A 16,399-nucleotide genomic window follows, 5' to 3' on the forward strand; every position below is an offset into this window, starting at 1 on the left:
GAGCGAGCTTTAACTCTTCCGCAATGCGTCCCGGTGGTACCGGATTTGACGGAACTGCCGCCTGACTGGGATGGCGACACCAGGTAGCCGCAGGCAACGATCGGTACGCCACCCGGGCACAGGTTGGAAATTGGCAACGTTTTACCCTGCGATGGGCAAAAGTCTTCACAAAGTCTTCTCCGAGTGCCAAGGTGATCCGGCAGTTTCTCCCCCGCAAGCCCTGCAAGGAGTCCTCCTGATGCGATCCATCAAGCGTGTGATCCCGCCGGCCGCCCTGGGCGTGGCCGCTGCGCTGCTGCTGTCCGGCTGTCTGGGGTCGTCGGACTCCGGCGGTACCGACCAGGACGCGAACCGCAACGCCGACGCCAAGAAGGTCGAGCTGGTGATCGGCGCCAACTCGGTCAAGGGTGGCAAGAACAGTGCCGGCGCGACCTTCACCTCCGACGTGCTGATCCCGAAGTTCGTCGAGGCGCAGAAGGCCAAGGGCGTCGACGTCACCGTCCGGTTCGAGGGTGACGGTTCCGACGACGAGGTCTACAAGCAGAAGCTCGCGCTCAGCCTGTCGAACAAGGCCGGCCCCGACCTGATGAACATCGACGGCATCTGGGTCGGCGAGTTCGCCCAGGCCGGCTACGTCAAGCCGCTCACCGACACCGTCGGCGACGCGGCCAAGGTGGACGACTGGGACGGCTGGAAGCAGATCCCCGAGTCGGTCCAGCAGCTCGGCAGCTTCGAGGGCAAGCGGTACGGCGTACCGGCCGGGACCGACGGGCGGGTGCTGTACTTCAACAAGAAGCTGTTCGCCCAGGCCGGACTGCCGGCCGACTGGCAGCCGAAGTCGTGGGACGACATCATCGCCGCCGGCCAGAAGCTCAAGCAGCTGCCCGGCGTGACCCCGATCCAGATCAACGGCGGCACCGCGATGGGCGAGGCCACCTCGATGCAAGGCGTACTGCCGCTGCTGGTCGGCACCGGCGCCACCGTCAACACCGATGGCAAGTGGCTCGGCAACACCGCCCAACTGCGCCAGGTCCTCGACTTCTACCGGCAGATCTACAGCGGCGGACTGGGTGACCCGGTGCTGCAGCGCGAGGCCAAGGGCCGGGACAAGTCGTTCGCCGAGTTCGCCGCGAACAAGATCGGCATCCTGGCCGAGGGCGACTACTTCTGGCGCAGCGTGGTGGAGCCCAAGGAGGGCGTCGCCAAGATGGCCGACCGCGACGCCGCCGTCGGCTACGCGCTGATCCCGGCGATCAAGCCCGGCGCCGGCGTCAAGGGCCAGGACTTCGTCTCGATGTCGGGCGGCGGTGTGGTCGCGATCAACCCGAACACCAAGTTCCCGCAGCAGGCCTGGGAGCTGCTGCAGTTCATGAACTCCGCCGAGATGGTCGAGGCGGGCCTGAACGGCGCCGCGAAGATCACCCAGCGCACCGACGTCAACGCCAAGGTGCTGGCAGGTGACCCGATGCTGAACTTCGTCGCCACCAAGGTGCTGCCGCTGACCCAGTACCGGCCGGGCCTGGCCGAGTACCCGAAGATCTCGGCGGCGCTGCAGCAGGCCACCGCGGACGTGATCGGCGGCAAGTCCACCGCCGACGCGGCCAAGGCGTACCAGACCGCGGTCGAGTCCGCCGCGGGCGGCAAGGACAAGGTCACCAGCAACTGATGGCGGGCACCAGTGAACCCGTGCCGGGCCGCCCGGCACGGGTCCGCGGGCCGGCCCAGGACGTCGCGGGACTCGGCGTCGGCCGGGCCCTCGGCTTCGTCGCGCCGGCCCTGCTGCTGATCGGGGCGTTCCTGGTCTTTCCGGCGGTCTGGACGATCTACATCGGCATCACGAACTACCGCCTCACCGGCGTCGAGGCCGTGTCGCCGTCGATCATCGGCCTGGAGAACTACACCAAGGCGCTCAACGACGCGCTGTTCCACAACGCGCTGTGGCTGACGCTGCTGTTCGTGCTCGGCTCGGCGATCATCGGCCAGAACATCCTCGGCTTCGCGCTGGCCTGGACGATGCGCAAGGCCCGCCCGGCGGTCCGGCGTACGGTCGAGGGGCTGGTGCTGCTGGCCTGGATCCTGCCGTCGACCGTGGTCGCGTACCTGTGGATCGCGTTCTTCGACCGCGACACCGGGACGCTGAACAGCATCCTCGGCCAGCAGGGCACGGCCTGGCTGATCGAGTACCCGATGGTCTGCCTGGTGCTGTTCAACACCTGGCGGGGTACGGCGTTCTCGATGATGCTCTACTCGTCGGCGCTGCAGGCGGTGCCGCCGTCGCAGCTGGAGTCGGCCCGGATGGTCGGGGCATCGGGCTGGCAGACCCTGCGCGACGTCGTGTTCCCGCACATCCGGGGCCACGTGCTGACCAACACGCTGCTGATCTCGCTGTGGACCGCGAACGACTTCTCGCCGTTCCTGCTCACCAAGGGCGGCCCGAACCACGAGTCCGAGACCGTGCCGGTCTACATCTACAACGTCGCGCTGCAAGGTGGTGAGCTCGGCTACTCCTCGGCGATCTCGTTCCTGCTGCTGATCGCGAACCTGCTGGTCGCGCTGCTCTACCTGCGACTGCTGAGGAGGCGCTCGTGAACCCGGCGTACGTCGTACGGCGGATCGGCTTCTACGTGCTGATCTGCGCGATCACGCTGTTCTTCGCGGTCCCGATGCTGTGGATCGCCTCCGCGCCGTTCGACGCCTCGCCCGGCCTGGGCGTGCGCTGGCCGGACTGGACGCTGGACAACGTCCGCAAGACGCTCGACCACCCGTACGCGCTGCACTCGATGGTGAACTCGCTGCTGATCTGCGTGACGACGGCCGTCGCGGTGACCGCGTTCGCGGCGCTGGCGTCGTACGCGCTGTCCCGGGTGCGGATCCCGGGCCGCGACGCCTTGCTGTACGGACTGCTGCTGCTGTCGTCGGTGGTCACCGGGACGGCGGCGATGGTGCCGATCTTCGTGATGATGTTCCAGCTCGGGCTGATCGACTCCCGCTTCGGCGTCGCGCTGGTGATGACCGGCGGGTTGTTGCCCGCGGCCATCTTCATCCTGAAGGACTTCGTCGACGCCGTACCGAAGTCGTACGAGGAGTCGGCCCGGGTGTTCGGCGCCTCGACCGGGCAGATCCTGCGCGACGTGGTGCTGCCGGTCGCGCGGCCCGGTCTGGCCACCATCCTGGTCTGGGCGTTCGTGAACTCGTGGGGCAACTTCCTGGTGCCCTTCCTGCTGATCCGGTCGATCGACAAGCAGCCCGGCGCGGTGCTGCTGCAGACCTTCACCGACGAGGGCGGCAGCGCCAACCTCTCGGTGATCCCGGTCTTCTCGCTGCTGTTCTCGATCCCGGTCGTCGTGCTGTACCTGTTGGTGAACTCGAGGTACGGGTTCCGCTTCCATGGAGGAATCAAGAGCTGATGGCCGGCATCGACATCGAAGGTCTGGCAACTGTCTACCCGAACGGCGTGCGCGCGGTCGACGGGCTCGACCTGAGCGTGGCCGACGGCGAGTTCTTCGCGCTGCTCGGCCCGTCCGGGTGCGGCAAGACGACGCTGCTGCGCACGATCGCCGGTCTGGAGAACGCCTCGCAGGGAACGGTCCGGATCGACGGCACCGACGTGACCCGGCTGGAGCCCGGCAAGCGCGGCGTCGCGATGGTCTTCCAGGACTACGCGTTGTTCCCGCACATGACGGTGTCGGAGAACATCACCTACCCCTTGAAGGTCCGCCGGGTCGCCGCGGCCACCCGGACGTCGGTCGCGGAGCGGACCTCCGGCGAGCTCTCGCTGCAGGGCCTGCTCGAGCGTCGGCCCGGGCAGCTGTCCGGTGGTCAGCAACAGCGGGTCGCGCTGGCGCGGGCGATCGCGTCGGAAGGCAAGGTGCTGCTGCTGGACGAGCCGCTGTCGAACCTCGACGCCCGGCTGCGGCTGGAAGCGCGCACGTTCCTGAAGAAGCTCCAGCGCGACCTCGGGATCACCACGGTGTTCGTCACGCACGACCAGGCCGAGGCACTCGCCCTGGCCGACAAGATCGCGGTCATGCAGACCGGCAAGCTGGTCCAGCTCGGCTCGCCGCGGGAGGTGTTCGCGCGGCCGTCGAACACGTTCGTCGCGAACTTCATCGGCTCGACGCCGATGAACCTGCTGGACGGAGTGGTGGGAGCCACCGACGGCGCGGCGGCCGACGGCACGTCGTCCGGGGTGGTGGAGGTCGCGGGCGGTCGGTTGCCTGCGGCTACTGGTTCGGTCCCGGCCGGGGCGAAGGTCACGGTGGGCGTCCGCCCGGAGTACCTGGTGCTGTCGACCGGCACTCCGTCCGGCCCGTCCATCCCCGGCACTGTGGTTGTCGCGGAGAACCTTGGTACGTCGTCCCTGATCTCCGTGGACTGCGCCGGCACACTGATCGGCGTCACCGTTCCCGAGGAAGAGGAACCGGCCCCCGGCACCCCGGTGATGCTCACCGCGCCGATCCAGCGTGTCCTCCTGTACGACACGGATTCAGGTGAACTCCTCGCTCGTCAGCCCAACGCGGTGCGTGCTTGATGGCTGTCACCTCCTTCACGCGCCGGTGGACTCTGGACGACCGGGCGGAGTCGGTCTGGCATTCGCTGCCGGTCGACGTACCGCCCGGGTGTGAGGGTCTGCTGGTCACGCTGACCGTGCCCGATATCGACGGTGTGGTGATCGACATCGGCTGCGAGGGCGCTGACGGCTGGCGCGGTTGGTCGGGCGGCGCGCGGCGAACGTTTGCGATCACCCCGAACGCCGCGACGCCCGGCTACCTCGCCGGTGAGCTCGAGCCGGGGACGTGGTGGGTCGTGCTCGGCCTCCACCGGCTTCCGGTCGAGGGCGCCGAACTGGTGGTCGAGGCAATGACGGGTCCGGTCTCCGTCGTACCGGGACTGGCCGAGTACGCCGCCGCCACAGAAGCGGTCGTCGTACCGGCTCGGCCGCCGCGCCGAAACCTGCCGTCAACTGACGGCCTTCGCTGGGTCACCGGCGATTTCCATGCCCACTCCCTCCACTCCGACGGCTCGACCCCGATCGCGAACCTGGCGGCGCTGGGCGTGTCAGCAGGATTGGATGTGCTCGCCTGCACGGACCACAACACCGAGGCCCATCACCTCGAACTGCCCTCGGTCGGCCGGCGCTTCGGCATCGGACTGATCCCGGGCCAGGAGGTGACCACCGAGTCGGGCCACGCGAACGCGTTCGGCGCCATCGGCGTGATCGACTTCCGCCGCCCGGCCGCGGAGTGGGTGAAGGAGGTCGCGGGCCGAGGTGGTCTGCTGTCGATCAACCATCCCTTGGGCGGCGACTGCTCCTGGCGCCAACCACTCGGTACGGCGCATCCGCCGCTCGCCGAGATCTGGCACTCCTCCTGGCTCGACCGCCGCTGGGGCGGTCCGATCGCGTGGTGGGAGGCGTGGGGCCTGTCGACGACGACCCCCATCGGCGGCAGTGACTGGCACAACCCGTCCTCGCTGTCCTTGCCCGGAGCACCTACCACGTGGATCGCCGTCGACGCCTCCGCCGAAGGCCCGGACGAGCTGGTGCCCGCCGTACTGGAGGGGTTGGCGGCTGGTCGTACGTCGGTGTCGGCCGGGTACAACGCGCCGGTGCTGCTGCGCAACGGCGACGAGTTCGTCGTACTGGGTGCGCCGAACACCGTGCTCATCGCGCCCGACGGCAGCCGCCGCGCAGTCCGCTCGGACGCGGAGACGCTGCCGGCCGAACAGTCAGGTGGCCACGTGCTGGCGACCCACACCGGCGAGTTCGTCGCTGTATCGCACTGACGTCCGGGAGGGCGACGGGGTGGGTGGGTCGCGATCCGGTCGCAATCTGGTAGAGATACCGCGTTGATCTGGACGCCGTCCGCCGGACGGATCCATGATCTTGCACCGAAGTCCTGCTCATCCTCCCGGACGCACTTCCCCGGCGCCCGAACGGAACACCGGAGGCTCGTTTGCCCGACCGCATCCGGCTGCTGCTGGTCGACGACCAGATCCTCAGCCGAGGCGTCCTCAGAAGCGGCCTGGAACGCGAACGGGACCTCGAGATCGTCGCCGAGCTGAAACGCTCCGACGACGTCGTCGCGGCCGCCAAGCACCACCGCGCGAACATCGCCCTGCTCGACGCCGCCGGTTCGGTCCACGACAGCATCACCGTCACCACCCAGCTGCGCACGTCGATGCCCGAGTGCCGCGTCGTCATGCTCACCACCTACGGCCGCCCCGGCCACCTGCGCCGCGGCCTCGAAGCCGGCGCCAAGGGCTTCGCCCTCAAGAACAGCCCCGCTCCCCAACTCGCCGACGCCGTCCGCCGCGTCCACCTCGGCCTGCGCGTCGTCGACGCCAACCTCGCCGCCGAAACCCTGCACTACACCGAAACCCCGCTCACCGAAGGCGAAACCACCACCCTGCGCGCCGCCCGCGAAGGCGGCACCGTCGCCACGATGGCCGAAAAACTCGCCGTCTCCGAACGCGTCGTCCGCACCCGCCTGTGGTCCGCCATCGGCAAAACCGGCGCCCGCACCCGCGCCGACGCCATCAAAATCGCCGAACACAACGGCTGGCTGTACGACTGATTCGCTGCTGGGCTCGGGGGCGTTGGCCACGGGGCTTCGGGTGCGTTCACCGCCGACCATCGGGTGCGTTGACCGCCGGTGCAGTGTCAGCCGGCCCGGCTGATCACCACGCCCGTACTCAACGCGAACAGGTACGAACAGCGATAGGCGAACTCCCGTCCTCCTGGTTATTGCCGGAACGGGTGTCCTGTGTACGGCGGTCACCGCGATCCAGCTGGTCTGGCGGCCCCGAGGCCTTCGCGCCCGCCTATTCGCCCTCGAGGCGGGAATGGAGCCAGTTCGGGCCGGTGGTGGCGGCGCCTAGGGGTTCTACTCGGGCTCGGAGGCCTCGGTCGGCGGTGACTACGGTGATCTCGCGGGTGGGGATTTCGGCGAACGCGGCGGCTACGGCTTCGACGATGGCGTCGTCGCCGGAGTGTGGGGCTTGGACGATCTGGAAATTGGTCGTGGGGGTGACGGCGTCGGCGGCGGGGCGGGCTGCTCCTTCGAGGATGACGGTGATGGCGGTGGCGGCGCCGGGGCCCTGGTGGTACTCGGCGAGGGTGGTGAGGAGGCGTCGGGCTGCGCCGGCTCGGTCCCTCCACCAGCCGTCGGGGCGGGAGCCGATGACATTGGCCGCGTCGACGACCATCAGGGGGCGGGAGCCCGACTGCTCGGGAGAATCGAAGACCGGGGGCTGGAAGACGGGAGTGGTGGGGTCCGGGGTCGTCACGTGATCAGTTTGCTCCTTCGGCGGGCTCGTCGGTGGGCCCTGCGCGGGCTGTGGTGGTCAGGGTGGGGGCGCCCAGGACTCCCAGGTCCAGGTGGACGGCGACCTTGATGGTGGCTGTGTCGAGGGTGAGGGTGCAGGTCGTCAGGGAGGCCTGGTTGGCGGTGGCTACCCGTCGGCCGACTGCGCAGGGATCTGGCGAACCGGACTGAATGGCCTGCGCGGTGCTCAGCGCGGTGAGGTCTGCGGCTGCGTTGGCTCGGTGCGTGGCGAGTGAGATCGCGGACCAGAAGGTGGCGAGGGTTCCTGCGGCGAGAAGGAGCAGAGCGGTCCACAGGACCAGAAGGGTGGCACCGCCTTGCTCGTCGGAGGGTCTGGTCATTGCTGTCCTGGTTCGGTCTGGAGGGTGGCCTGGGCTTTCAGCGGGATGGTGGGCAGCGCGGCGAAGAGCGGCCAGTCGAGGCTGCGGTCGGCTTTGACGGTTACCTGGACCTCGCCGTCGGTGGTGAGGATGTCGATGATGGCGTCCTTCGGGGCAGCTCGGCGGCCGATGGTCTGGGCTGTGTCCTCGGTTTCTCCTCGGGCGACGGCCCGCGCCACGTCGCGGGCGGCGTCGATGCAGCGGATGTTGGTGATGACGAGACCGACGGCCCAGACACCGGCGACGATCGTGGCCATCAGGACGGGGAAGAGCAGGGCGAGCTCGGCAGTGACGGTGCCGTGTTCAGTACGTCGGCGGGTACGGGCTGTGGGATCGGCACCTCGGCGGGACGGGTTCATGGGATCGGGGTGGGCGAGCCGGCCCGGACCTCGTGGTCCGGGCCGGTGCGCGTCAGACCTGGACGCCTTCGACGCCGGCGGACTGCAAGGCCCAGTTGATGATTGCCTTGAGCACCGACATCATCGCGTCGGACTTCAGCAAGGTGATCAGGATGCCGCCGAATCCGCAGGCGGCGACCATGCCGACGGCGTACTCGGCGGTGGTCGCGCCGCGCTCGGAGCGTCGGCGACGGAGGGCGGCAAGCTGATGGGACATGAGGGGTTCTCCTGATCTGCGACCGGACTGTCCGGACGGCTTACTGACAAGATGCCGTGGCGGGAAGCCTTGTACAGAAGGAGTTTTGAGGCTGGGGACAACTCAGCCAACGGCATCGAGACGAGCGAGTTGGACGTCGGTCAGGCGCAGCGCAGCGGCCGCGGTGTTCTCGACCAGGTGGGCCTCGGAACTCGTCCCAGGGATCGGAAGGATCACGGGCGAGCGGTGGAGGAGCCACGCCAGCGAGAGTTGCGACGGGGTGGCGCCGGCTTCGGCAGCGAGTTCCGCCAGCAGTGGCGAGGGATGGGCGCCGCCCGCGATGGGAAGCCAAGGAATGAAGGTGATTCCCTGCGCTTCGCAGTACTTGAGGACGTCGTCATGCGTGCGATCGGTCAGGTTGTAGCGGTTCTGGACGCTGACGACGTGGATGTGACGACGGGCTGTTGTCAGTTGCTCGACGGTGACCTCGGACAGGCCGATGTGGCGAACCTTTCCCTCGGCCTGGAGCTGCGCGAGGGCACCCAGTTGATCGTCGAGTGGAACCGCCGGATCGATGCGATGAAGTTGCAGCAGATCGAGACGGTCCACGCGGAGGCGGCGCAGTGACAGTTCGGCCGCTTGGCGGAGGTACTCGGGACGGCCGACGGGCTTCCACTCCCCTGCTGACGGGCGGGTGTGGCCGATCTTGGTGGCGATCACCAGGCCGTCGGCGTACGGGTGAAGGGCTGCGGCGAGCAGTTCCTCGTTGGCACCGAGGCCGTACGCGTCGGCGGTGTCGATGAAGTCGATGCCGAGCTCGACGGCTCGGCGAGCGACGCGGATCGCCGCGCTGCGGTCGGCGGCGGGACGGTAGCCGGTGAGTCGCATCGCGCCGAAGCCGAGGCGCCGGACAGTGAGCTCGCCGACGCGAGTGGTCGGAGTGGTCATCTGAAGTGTCCTCCCATGCTGTGGTCGGTTCAGGGTGCGGCGGTGCATGGGTGGTGCTGAAATGATTTAGGCAGGGCTGAATCGAGGGAATCGCTTGCTGACGATCACCTTTACCGTCGAGGACTTGGCGCGGACGCGGCTGGCGGTGTCGCCGCTGTGGGAAGTGGTCGCGAGCGTGCGGCTGCTGAAGACTCCGCGCGCGCAGCACTTCCATCGGCGGTGGGCAAGGGAAACCGCGGCACGGATCGCACGCGAGCGGCTCGAGCTGGGGCTGCTCTTCGACCTGGTCGATCCGGCGAGCTGGTACACCCCGGACTTCCTCACTCCCTCGCCTGCGGCTCCGATACCGGATCTGGCGGCTGACCTCGGGACGTTGTCACGGGTCGCCGCGGAGCAGGTTCGGGCGGATCTCGATGTGCTCGCGTATGCGCGGAGGCATCCCGTCGGGTCGCTGGCCGACGCTGCCGTGCCACGGAGGTTGCAGCGGGCACGGGCGGCGGAGTTGCCGTCGGACGACGTGCGCTCGCTGTACGCCGAACCCGAGGCCGGGATCGAGCGATTGGCCGAGCAGGTGCAGGCGTACTGGGACGTGGCGATCGCGCCGTACTGGGGGCGGATCCGGGCTTTGCTGGAAGGAGATCTGCTGTATCGCGCGCGGCGGTTGGGACAGGGCGGACCTGCCGGATTGTTCGAGGATCTGGACCAGGCGGTGCGGTGGAAGCAGGGCGCGTTGCGGATCAGGCACCGGCGGTTCCACGGCGTACGGGAGCTGGCTGGTGAAGGGCTACTGCTGACACCGTCGGCGTTCGTGTGGCCGTCGGTGTACTCGAGCACCATCCCGCCGTGGCAGCCGTCGTTGACCTATCCGGCCCGTGGAGTCGCGGCGATCTGGGACGAGTCGGTACGGCGTGCGCCGGCTGGGGTCGTGGGGGTGCTGGGGCGGTCTCGGGCGGAGGTGCTGGTGCAGCTGGACGTTCCTCGGTCGACGACGGAGCTGGCGGGGAGGGTCGGGCTGACGGCGGGTGGGGTGTCGCAGCATCTCGGTGCCTTGCGGGCGGCCGGGTTGGTGACGGGGCATCGGGTGGGGCGGCTGGTGTTGTACGCGCGAACGAGTGTGGCGGAGGCGTTGCTGGTCGCAGGCGATGGCGGGTAGCGGGGTGGGCTACGGGCTCAGGTCGGTGAAGACGTTGGTGAACGTGGTGGCGATGGTGGGGACGACGCCGAGCAGGACGAAGGCGGGGAGGAAGCAGAGGCCGAGCGGGAGGACCGAGCGGGTTTCGACGGCGCGGGATTGTTCTTCGGCGGTCCAGCGGCGGGACTGGCGGAGGTCGGTGGACTGGGACTCGAGGGTCTTCGCCAGCGGGGCGCCGGAGCGGAGGGCTCGTTGCACGGCGCGGGCGAAAGGGGCGCAGGTGGGTTCGGCGCGGAGGACGGACCAGGCGTCGATGGGGTCGGTGCCGAGGTCGAGGCGGTGTTCGAGCTCGGCGAAGAGGGCGGCCAGGGGGCCGTCGATGGCTTGGCCGACGGTGGCGATGGCGGCTTGGGGTGGACGGCCGGCTCTCAGACAGGCGGCCAGGAGGTCGACGGCTAGCGGGAGGTCTGCGGCTAGCCGGGCGTTGCGCTTGCGGGTGGCGGCGGGTTCGAGGCGGCTGAGCAGGATCGGGATGGCTACGTAGATCGCGACGGCGGGGACGGCACTCCAGGGGATGGGGAGGAGGAGCAGACAGGCGGCTGCGGCGAGGGTTGCCGCTAGGCGATGGAGGCGGCGGGTTCGGGTCGGGACTTGGCGGGGTTTCAGGCGGCTGGTCAGGCGGCGGTAGGGCGAGTGGGTGTGTGTTGGGTGCTGCCGGAGACGGCGAGGGCCGGGGCGTCCGCGGGTGAGGAGGGCTGCGGCGAGGGCTGCGCAGATGGCGGCCGTCGTCGGTGAGGGCGTGAGTGGGGTGAGCATGTGACTCCGTGGAGGTGGCGGGCCTTGTGGTTATGGGGACTCGGCGAGGTGGTTGGTCCAGTGGAGGCCGGTGAGGGAGAGGGCCAGGCCTGCGGCTAGGCAGGCGGCGCCTGGGACGGTGCTGGTGAGGAAGGTCAGCGGGTCGGCGCCCAAGGCGTAGCCGAGGAGGGTGCCGAAGAGGGGGAGGGCCGTGAGGAGGCGGGCGGTGGTTCGGGCGCCGGCGAGGTTGGTGGTGATCTGGCGGTGGAGGGCTTCTTCGGCGCGCAGGGATGTGGTGAGGCGGTCGATGATGGTGGCCAGGGCGGCGCCGGAGTGGTCGGCGACCTGCCAGGCGGCGGCCAGGGGTTTGAGGGGTTCTGCGCCGGGGGTTTCGGCGGCCAGGTGGAGGACGGCGGGGACGTCGCCGCCCAGGCGGGCGGCTGCGGCTGCGGGGCGGAGGTCGGGGCACGCTTCGGCGGCGCCTTCGAGGGCTTCCTGGGGTGGGCGACCGGCGGTGAGGTCGGCGGCGAGGATGTCGCAGGCCTCGATGATCTGGAATCGCTTGCGGTTGGTTTGCGCCTGATGGCGGGACTTGGCGCGTTGGGTCAGGACGACGGTGAGGATCGTGGCCGCGCCGACGGTGGTGACGACTGCGGGCGGACCGAAGGAAAGTCCGATGCCTAGGGCAACGATTGTGCCGAAGGCGAGTGGGAGGAGTCTGCGACGGGCTGATCGGGCCAGGTGCGCGGCGCTGGTGGAACCGCGGGACGGCGTGGTGAGGCGATGCAGGGCGCGGCCTTTGCGGGGGAAGACGGTGAGGACGGCCAGGAGGGTCAGCGCGGCGGAGGCGAGGGCGTGGTTCATGCTGCGGCGCCTGACAGGAGGTGGGTGAGCTGAGGGGCGCCGGTGTCGAGTTCGACGGTGCCTTGGCGGGTGAAGTGGACGGCGGGGTGGGTGGTGACGGAGCCGTTGGGGCTGCGGGCGATGACTCGGATCTCCGCGATGCGGCGGAGGCCGGTGCGGTCTCTGGTGAGGTGGATGACGGCGTGCAGGGCTGAGGAGACCTGGCTGTGGACGGCTTGCGGGGTCAGGCCGGCCAGGGCGCCAAGGGCTTCCAAGCGGGCGGGGACGTCGGCGGCGGAGTTGGCGTGGACGGTGCCGCAGCCACCTTCGTGGCCGGTGTTGAGCGCGTTGAGCAGGTCGATGACTTCGGCGCCTCGCACCTCGCCGACGACCAGGCGGTCGGGGCGCATGCGGAGGGCTTGGCGGACCAGGTCTCGCAGGGTGATTTCGCCGGAGCCTTCGACGTTGGGAGGACGGGACTCCAGGCGGATCACGTGCGGGTGGTCGGGACGTAGCTCGCTGGCGTCTTCGACGATGACGAGGCGTTCCGTGCTGGCGGTCGACGACAGCAGTGAGTTGAGCAGGGTGGTCTTTCCGGTGCCGGTTCCTCCACTGATGAGGAACGCCAGGCGGGCGTCGAGGAGGTCGCGAAAGACGGCGATCCCGGTGGGCGGAAGAGAGCCGGCGGCGACGAGGTCCTCGAGGCGGAGGACCTTGCGGGACGGGACGCGGAGGGACAGGCAGGTGCCGGGGGAAGCGATCGGAGCCAGTACGGCGTGGAAGCGCGTGCCGTCGGGGAGCCGGACGTCGACGTACGGCGTGGAGTCGTCGAGGCGACGGCCGGCCGCGGCGGCCAGGCGGGTGGCGAGGCGGCGGACGGAGGCTTCGTCGCCGGTGCGGAGATGGATGCGTTCGAGGCCGGTTCCTCGGTCGACGTAGACCTCGTTGGGGCCGTTGACCAGGACGTCGGTGATCCCTGGTTCGGTGAGCAGGCGGTCGAGAGGACCGGCGCCGATCGCTTCGCGGCGGAGGGCTTCGACGACTTCAAGCACAGTGGAATCGCCGAAGACGCTGCCGTCGGCGCGGAGGGCTGCCGCTACGCGGGCGGGGGTCGGCTCGGCGCCCTGCGCGGCGAGCGTGCCGCGGACGCGGTCGAGCAACTCTGTCGAGACGGTCATGCTGGAGGCAGCCCTTCGGGAGCGTCGCGGGGGTCGGTCGAGATGGTCATGGGGCGGGTCATCGGTCGTGACCGGAGTGGGGCGATGGGGTCATGCCGCGAGGAGTCCGTAGAGGCCGAAGAGGTCGAGTAGTTCGCCTGCTGTGCGGCCGAGGGCGCCGCGCGGGCGGGGGTCGAAGCGGCCTTGGTCCATCAAGGCGGGGAGTTCGCGGTCGAAGCGAAGTTTGGCGGCCAAGGGCAACGACAGGTGGTGGGCGACGTCCACTGCGGAGAGTCCGCCCAGGCCGGGTTCCCGGGCCACCACGCGCAGGTCGGTGGCGACTTCACGCAGCGGTCTGACCAGGCGGGCGGCCGCGGCGCAGGAACGGACGTCGCGGGGGACGACCAGGAACGTGGCGGTCGAGCGGACGAACGCCTCCTCCGCGGCGGGGTCGGCTCGGCGGGGGAGGTCGACCACGACGAGGTCGCTGCTGCGTTGGGCTGCGCCGAGGACGGATCGCATCGCCTCCGGCGGCAGGGTGGTGACGTCGGAGCGGTCCCAAGACAGGACGGCGAGACCGTCGACGGTGGGCAGGGCGGCGCGGAGGGCGGCGGCGCTGACTCGGCCGGCGGCGTTGAGCAGGTCCGGCCAGCGCGCACCGCTGCCCGTCTCGCTGCCCAGTGCGAGGTCGATGCCACCGCCGAGCGGATCGCCGTCGATCAGCATCGTGCGGACTCCGCGACGGCTTGCGGTGACCGCGACGGCCGCGGCCAGGGTGGTCGCGCCGGCGCCGCCGCAGCCGCCGACGAAGGCGAAGGTCGCCGCGGCTCGCACTCCCCCATCCAGGGTGTCGGCGAGACGGTCACCCAGTGCGGCTTCGTCGCCCGGAAGCAGGTACACGCCTTCGGCACCGATCGTCAGGGCTCGGCGGAAGATGGTGCCGTCATCGACGGTCTGGACAGCCGAGCGGTCGCGCTGCTCCGTTGAGGGCGCTAGCGGCGAGCGGTCACGCGGCACCGAAAAGGCCGCTTCGGAACCCGCCACGATCACCCCCGGGCGGCGTACTGGTTGGGTGCGGGCGAAGGGTTCGACGAGGTCTTGGCCTACCACCACCAGGGTGGCGGTCTGCCAGTGCCGGCGTAAACCGAGCAGGTCTTTTTCGACCTGCGGGGTCACCTCGGCCGCAGCGGCCAGGCGGAGCAGATCGTCGAGCAGCATCTCGTCGGCGGTGGCCAGCAGTACCGGCGCCGGTGGCAGTGAGGTCTCCATGCCTACAAGGTGCCGGGAAACCGTGGGTGCGCCGGAGGTAACCGGGATCGCTGTGGACAAAGGGGTCTGGCGGGTTTCCGTCAGCAGCGGCTATCCGCCAGCACGAGCCGGAGACCGGCGGCCCGGCAGGAGTTACCGTTCCTTTCGAAGCGTCTTTAACTAATCGCCCCCAGACCGCTTCCCGCTGGACACCCGTGCACTGCCTCAGCTCCGGAGGACCGCCCATGAGTCGACTGCGAATACTCGCCACCACGGCGACAGTCGCCGCCACCGCCCTGATCGCCGCCGCCGGGATCTCGGTCGCCACCGCGCAACCGCCCGCCTCCACCACCGCCGCACCGCAGGCCACCAGTGGTGGCGTCAAGACGGCGTACTTCGCCCAGTGGGGGATCTACGCGAACGCGTTCTACCCCAAGAACCTGGCCACCACCGGCGCCGCCGCGAAGCTGGACTTCGTCAACTACGCGTTCGCCAACATCCACCCGACCAGCCACACCTGCTTCATGGCGAACAAGGCCGCCTCGCAGAACGAGAACGACCCGAACGCCGGCGACGGCGCGGGCGACGCGTTCGCCGACTACGGCAAGTCCTACGGCGCCGACATCAGCGTGGACGGCGTCGGCGACGTCTGGAACCAGCCGATCCAGGGCAACTTCAACCAGCTGAAGAAGTTGAAGGCGCGCTACCCGAACCTGAAGATCCTGATCTCGATCGGCGGCTGGACGTACTCCAAGTACTTCTCCGACGCGGCCTCCACCGACGCCAAGCGCAAGGCGTTCGTCAGCTCCTGCGTGGACATGTTCCTGAAGGGCAACCTGCCGGTGGTCGACGGCTTCGGCGGCCCGGGCAGCGCGGCCGGGATCTTCGACGGCATCGACATCGACTGGGAGTACCCCGGTTCGCCGAACGGCCACGTCGGCAACCACTACAGCCCGGCCGACAAGCAGAACTTCACCCTGCTGCTCGCGGAGCTGCGGTCGCAGATCGATGCCTACGGCAACAGCGTCGGGCGGAAGATGTGGCTGACCGCCGCCACCCCGGCCGGCCAGGACAAGATCGCCACGATCGAGACGAACAAGATCGGGCAGTACCTGGACTACAACAACGTGATGACGTACGACATGCACGGCGGCTGGGACGCCACCGGGCCGACGAACTTCCAGGACCCGCTCTACCCGGCACCGGACGACCCCAGTACGCCGATCCCGCCGGGCACCGCCAAGTACTCGATCGACGGCGCGGTGAAGGCCTGGACCACCGGCGATCCGGCGTACGGCATCCCGGGCGGCTTCCCGGCGAACAAGCTGACGATCGGATATCCCTTCTACTACAGGGGATGGAAGGGAGTTCCGGCCACGGCGAACGGCAAGTACCAGCCCGCCACCGGTCCGGCCGACGGCAGCGCGGCGAGCGGCAACGTGCCCGGCGTCTCGTTCTACAAGGAACTTGTCGGCTTCGTCGACAACCCGGCGTACAGCTTCTTCGACGAGACCACGAAAGCGTCCTGGTTCTATCGCAACGGCACCTTCTGGACCGGTGACAACGCCCGGTCGATCAAAGCGAAGGCCGACTACCAGCACTGCAACGGGCTGGCCGGCGCGATGATGTACTCGATGGAGGCGCTCGATCCGGGCGTGACCTTGTTCAACGCGGTGGTCGACGCGGTCAACGCGAGCACCCCCGGCTGCAGCGGCCCGAACCCGACGCCCACGCCGACCCCGACACCGACGCCTACCCCCACGCCGACCCCGACTCCCACGCCCACGCCCACGCCGACACCGACGCCGACCCCGACGCCTCCGACGGCGACCCCGTGGGCTCCCGGTACGGCGTACGCCACCGGCGCGCTGGTCTCGTACAACGGCGTCACCTACCGCTGCATCCAGGGCCACACCGCCCTGTCCGGCTGGGAACCGCCCAACGTCCCCGCCCTGTGGGGAAAGGTCTGAGGAGCAT

Annotated in this window: 17 protein-coding genes; 8 read left to right on the forward strand and 9 right to left on the reverse strand. The window is 69.4% G+C overall.

The features are described from left to right. Nucleotides 1–238 precede the first annotated feature (238 nt). From BWI15_RS29620 to BWI15_RS29645, 6 genes are all read left to right on the forward strand, one after another. Nucleotides 239–1,666 (forward strand): extracellular solute-binding protein, encoded by a 1,428-nt coding sequence (locus BWI15_RS29620; protein WP_077017832.1) that lies wholly within the window; start codon nt 239–241, stop codon nt 1,664–1,666. Continuing rightward, on the forward strand, nt 1,666–2,589 hold the full coding sequence (locus BWI15_RS29625; RefSeq protein WP_237771515.1) for a carbohydrate ABC transporter permease: 924 nt from the start codon (nt 1,666–1,668) through the stop codon (nt 2,587–2,589). Before BWI15_RS29620 ends, BWI15_RS29625 begins: the two co-directional genes overlap by 1 nt. Then, nucleotides 2,586–3,407, forward strand: a complete 822-nt coding sequence (locus BWI15_RS29630) for a carbohydrate ABC transporter permease (protein WP_077017833.1) — start codon at nt 2,586–2,588, stop codon at nt 3,405–3,407. Before BWI15_RS29625 ends, BWI15_RS29630 begins: the two co-directional genes overlap by 4 nt. After that, nucleotides 3,407–4,531 carry an ABC transporter ATP-binding protein gene (locus BWI15_RS29635; protein ID WP_077017834.1) on the forward strand — a complete coding sequence of 375 codons (1,125 nt, stop codon included), beginning with the start codon at nt 3,407–3,409 and terminating at the stop codon, nt 4,529–4,531. Before BWI15_RS29630 ends, BWI15_RS29635 begins: the two co-directional genes overlap by 1 nt. Then, nucleotides 4,531–5,784 (forward strand): CehA/McbA family metallohydrolase, encoded by a 1,254-nt coding sequence (locus BWI15_RS29640; RefSeq protein ID WP_077017835.1) that lies wholly within the window; start codon nt 4,531–4,533, stop codon nt 5,782–5,784. Before BWI15_RS29635 ends, BWI15_RS29640 begins: the two co-directional genes overlap by 1 nt. 170 nt (nt 5,785–5,954) lie before the next feature. Continuing rightward, the gene (locus BWI15_RS29645) at nt 5,955–6,575 is read left to right on the forward strand and encodes a response regulator transcription factor (protein WP_077017836.1); all 621 of its coding nucleotides are present in this window, start codon (nt 5,955–5,957) and stop codon (nt 6,573–6,575) included. Between the two features lie 247 nt (nt 6,576–6,822). Here BWI15_RS29645 and BWI15_RS29650 read toward each other — a convergent pair whose 3' ends face one another. From BWI15_RS29650 to BWI15_RS29670, 5 genes are all read right to left on the reverse strand, one after another. Continuing rightward, nucleotides 6,823–7,287, reverse strand: a complete 465-nt coding sequence (locus tag BWI15_RS29650) for a hypothetical protein (RefSeq protein ID WP_237771516.1) — start codon at nt 7,285–7,287, stop codon at nt 6,823–6,825. Between the two features lie 4 nt (nt 7,288–7,291). Beyond that, complete coding sequence (locus BWI15_RS29655; RefSeq protein WP_077017837.1) at nt 7,292–7,666, reverse strand: Rv3654c family TadE-like protein; 375 nt, start codon at nt 7,664–7,666, stop codon at nt 7,292–7,294. Further along, entirely contained in the window at nt 7,663–8,064 is a 402-nt protein-coding gene (locus BWI15_RS29660) for a TadE family type IV pilus minor pilin (RefSeq protein WP_077017838.1), read from the reverse strand. The genes BWI15_RS29655 and BWI15_RS29660 overlap by 4 nt, the downstream gene beginning before the upstream one ends. 52 nt (nt 8,065–8,116) lie before the next feature. Continuing rightward, nucleotides 8,117–8,320, reverse strand: a complete 204-nt coding sequence (locus BWI15_RS29665; RefSeq protein ID WP_077017839.1) for a DUF4244 domain-containing protein — start codon at nt 8,318–8,320, stop codon at nt 8,117–8,119. 102 nt (nt 8,321–8,422) lie between these two features. Further along, complete coding sequence (locus tag BWI15_RS29670; protein WP_077017840.1) at nt 8,423–9,247, reverse strand: aldo/keto reductase; 825 nt, start codon at nt 9,245–9,247, stop codon at nt 8,423–8,425. A gap of 94 nt (nt 9,248–9,341) precedes the next feature. Between BWI15_RS29670 and BWI15_RS29675 the strand changes: the two genes are divergently transcribed. Beyond that, nucleotides 9,342–10,400 carry an ArsR/SmtB family transcription factor gene (locus tag BWI15_RS29675; protein WP_077017841.1) on the forward strand — a complete coding sequence of 353 codons (1,059 nt, stop codon included), beginning with the start codon at nt 9,342–9,344 and terminating at the stop codon, nt 10,398–10,400. A 9-nt stretch (nt 10,401–10,409) separates the two neighbouring features. Here BWI15_RS29675 and BWI15_RS29680 read toward each other — a convergent pair whose 3' ends face one another. From BWI15_RS29680 to ssd, 4 genes are all read right to left on the reverse strand, one after another. Continuing rightward, the gene (locus BWI15_RS29680) at nt 10,410–11,195 is read right to left on the reverse strand and encodes a type II secretion system F family protein (protein WP_237771518.1); all 786 of its coding nucleotides are present in this window, start codon (nt 11,193–11,195) and stop codon (nt 10,410–10,412) included. 30 nt (nt 11,196–11,225) lie between these two features. After that, complete coding sequence (locus BWI15_RS29685) at nt 11,226–12,038, reverse strand: type II secretion system F family protein (protein ID WP_077017842.1); 813 nt, start codon at nt 12,036–12,038, stop codon at nt 11,226–11,228. Continuing rightward, nucleotides 12,035–13,195: a TadA family conjugal transfer-associated ATPase gene (locus BWI15_RS29690; protein WP_077017843.1), complete on the reverse strand. Its 1,161-nt coding sequence runs from the start codon at nt 13,193–13,195 to the stop codon at nt 12,035–12,037. Before BWI15_RS29690 ends, BWI15_RS29685 begins: the two co-directional genes overlap by 4 nt. A gap of 90 nt (nt 13,196–13,285) precedes the next feature. Continuing rightward, nucleotides 13,286–14,443 carry a septum site-determining protein Ssd gene (gene ssd, locus BWI15_RS29695; protein ID WP_077017844.1) on the reverse strand — a complete coding sequence of 386 codons (1,158 nt, stop codon included), beginning with the start codon at nt 14,441–14,443 and terminating at the stop codon, nt 13,286–13,288. A 224-nt stretch (nt 14,444–14,667) separates the two neighbouring features. Between ssd and BWI15_RS29700 the strand changes: the two genes are divergently transcribed. Continuing rightward, nucleotides 14,668–16,392: a glycosyl hydrolase family 18 protein gene (locus BWI15_RS29700; RefSeq protein ID WP_077017845.1), complete on the forward strand. Its 1,725-nt coding sequence runs from the start codon at nt 14,668–14,670 to the stop codon at nt 16,390–16,392. The last annotated feature ends 7 nt before the right edge of the window (nt 16,393–16,399 follow it).

It is taken from the genome of Kribbella sp. ALI-6-A (assembly GCF_001984195.1).
Taxonomy (GTDB): Bacteria; Actinomycetota; Actinomycetes; order Propionibacteriales; family Kribbellaceae; genus Kribbella.

What these genes read in the sequence shown, in the direction of transcription:
- BWI15_RS29620 (WP_077017832.1), top strand. Translation starts at nt 239, where the DNA reads ATGCGATCCATCAAGCGTGTGATCCCGCCGGCCGCCCTGGGCGTGGCC.
- BWI15_RS29625 (WP_237771515.1), top strand. Translation starts at nt 1,666, where the DNA reads ATGGCGGGCACCAGTGAACCCGTGCCGGGCCGCCCGGCACGGGTCCGC.
- BWI15_RS29635 (WP_077017834.1), top strand. Translation starts at nt 3,407, where the DNA reads ATGGCCGGCATCGACATCGAAGGTCTGGCAACTGTCTACCCGAACGGC.
- BWI15_RS29640 (WP_077017835.1), top strand. Translation starts at nt 4,531, where the DNA reads ATGGCTGTCACCTCCTTCACGCGCCGGTGGACTCTGGACGACCGGGCG.
- BWI15_RS29655 (WP_077017837.1), bottom strand. Translation starts at nt 7,666, where the DNA reads ATGACCAGACCCTCCGACGAGCAAGGCGGTGCCACCCTTCTGGTCCTG.
- BWI15_RS29660 (WP_077017838.1), bottom strand. Translation starts at nt 8,064, where the DNA reads ATGAACCCGTCCCGCCGAGGTGCCGATCCCACAGCCCGTACCCGCCGA.
- BWI15_RS29665 (WP_077017839.1), bottom strand. Translation starts at nt 8,320, where the DNA reads ATGTCCCATCAGCTTGCCGCCCTCCGTCGCCGACGCTCCGAGCGCGGC.
- BWI15_RS29670 (WP_077017840.1), bottom strand. Translation starts at nt 9,247, where the DNA reads ATGACCACTCCGACCACTCGCGTCGGCGAGCTCACTGTCCGGCGCCTC.
- BWI15_RS29680 (WP_237771518.1), bottom strand. Translation starts at nt 11,195, where the DNA reads ATGCTCACCCCACTCACGCCCTCACCGACGACGGCCGCCATCTGCGCA.
- BWI15_RS29685 (WP_077017842.1), bottom strand. Translation starts at nt 12,038, where the DNA reads ATGAACCACGCCCTCGCCTCCGCCGCGCTGACCCTCCTGGCCGTCCTC.
- BWI15_RS29690 (WP_077017843.1), bottom strand. Translation starts at nt 13,195, where the DNA reads ATGACCGTCTCGACAGAGTTGCTCGACCGCGTCCGCGGCACGCTCGCC.
- ssd (WP_077017844.1), bottom strand. Translation starts at nt 14,443, where the DNA reads ATGGAGACCTCACTGCCACCGGCGCCGGTACTGCTGGCCACCGCCGAC.
- BWI15_RS29700 (WP_077017845.1), top strand. Translation starts at nt 14,668, where the DNA reads ATGAGTCGACTGCGAATACTCGCCACCACGGCGACAGTCGCCGCCACC.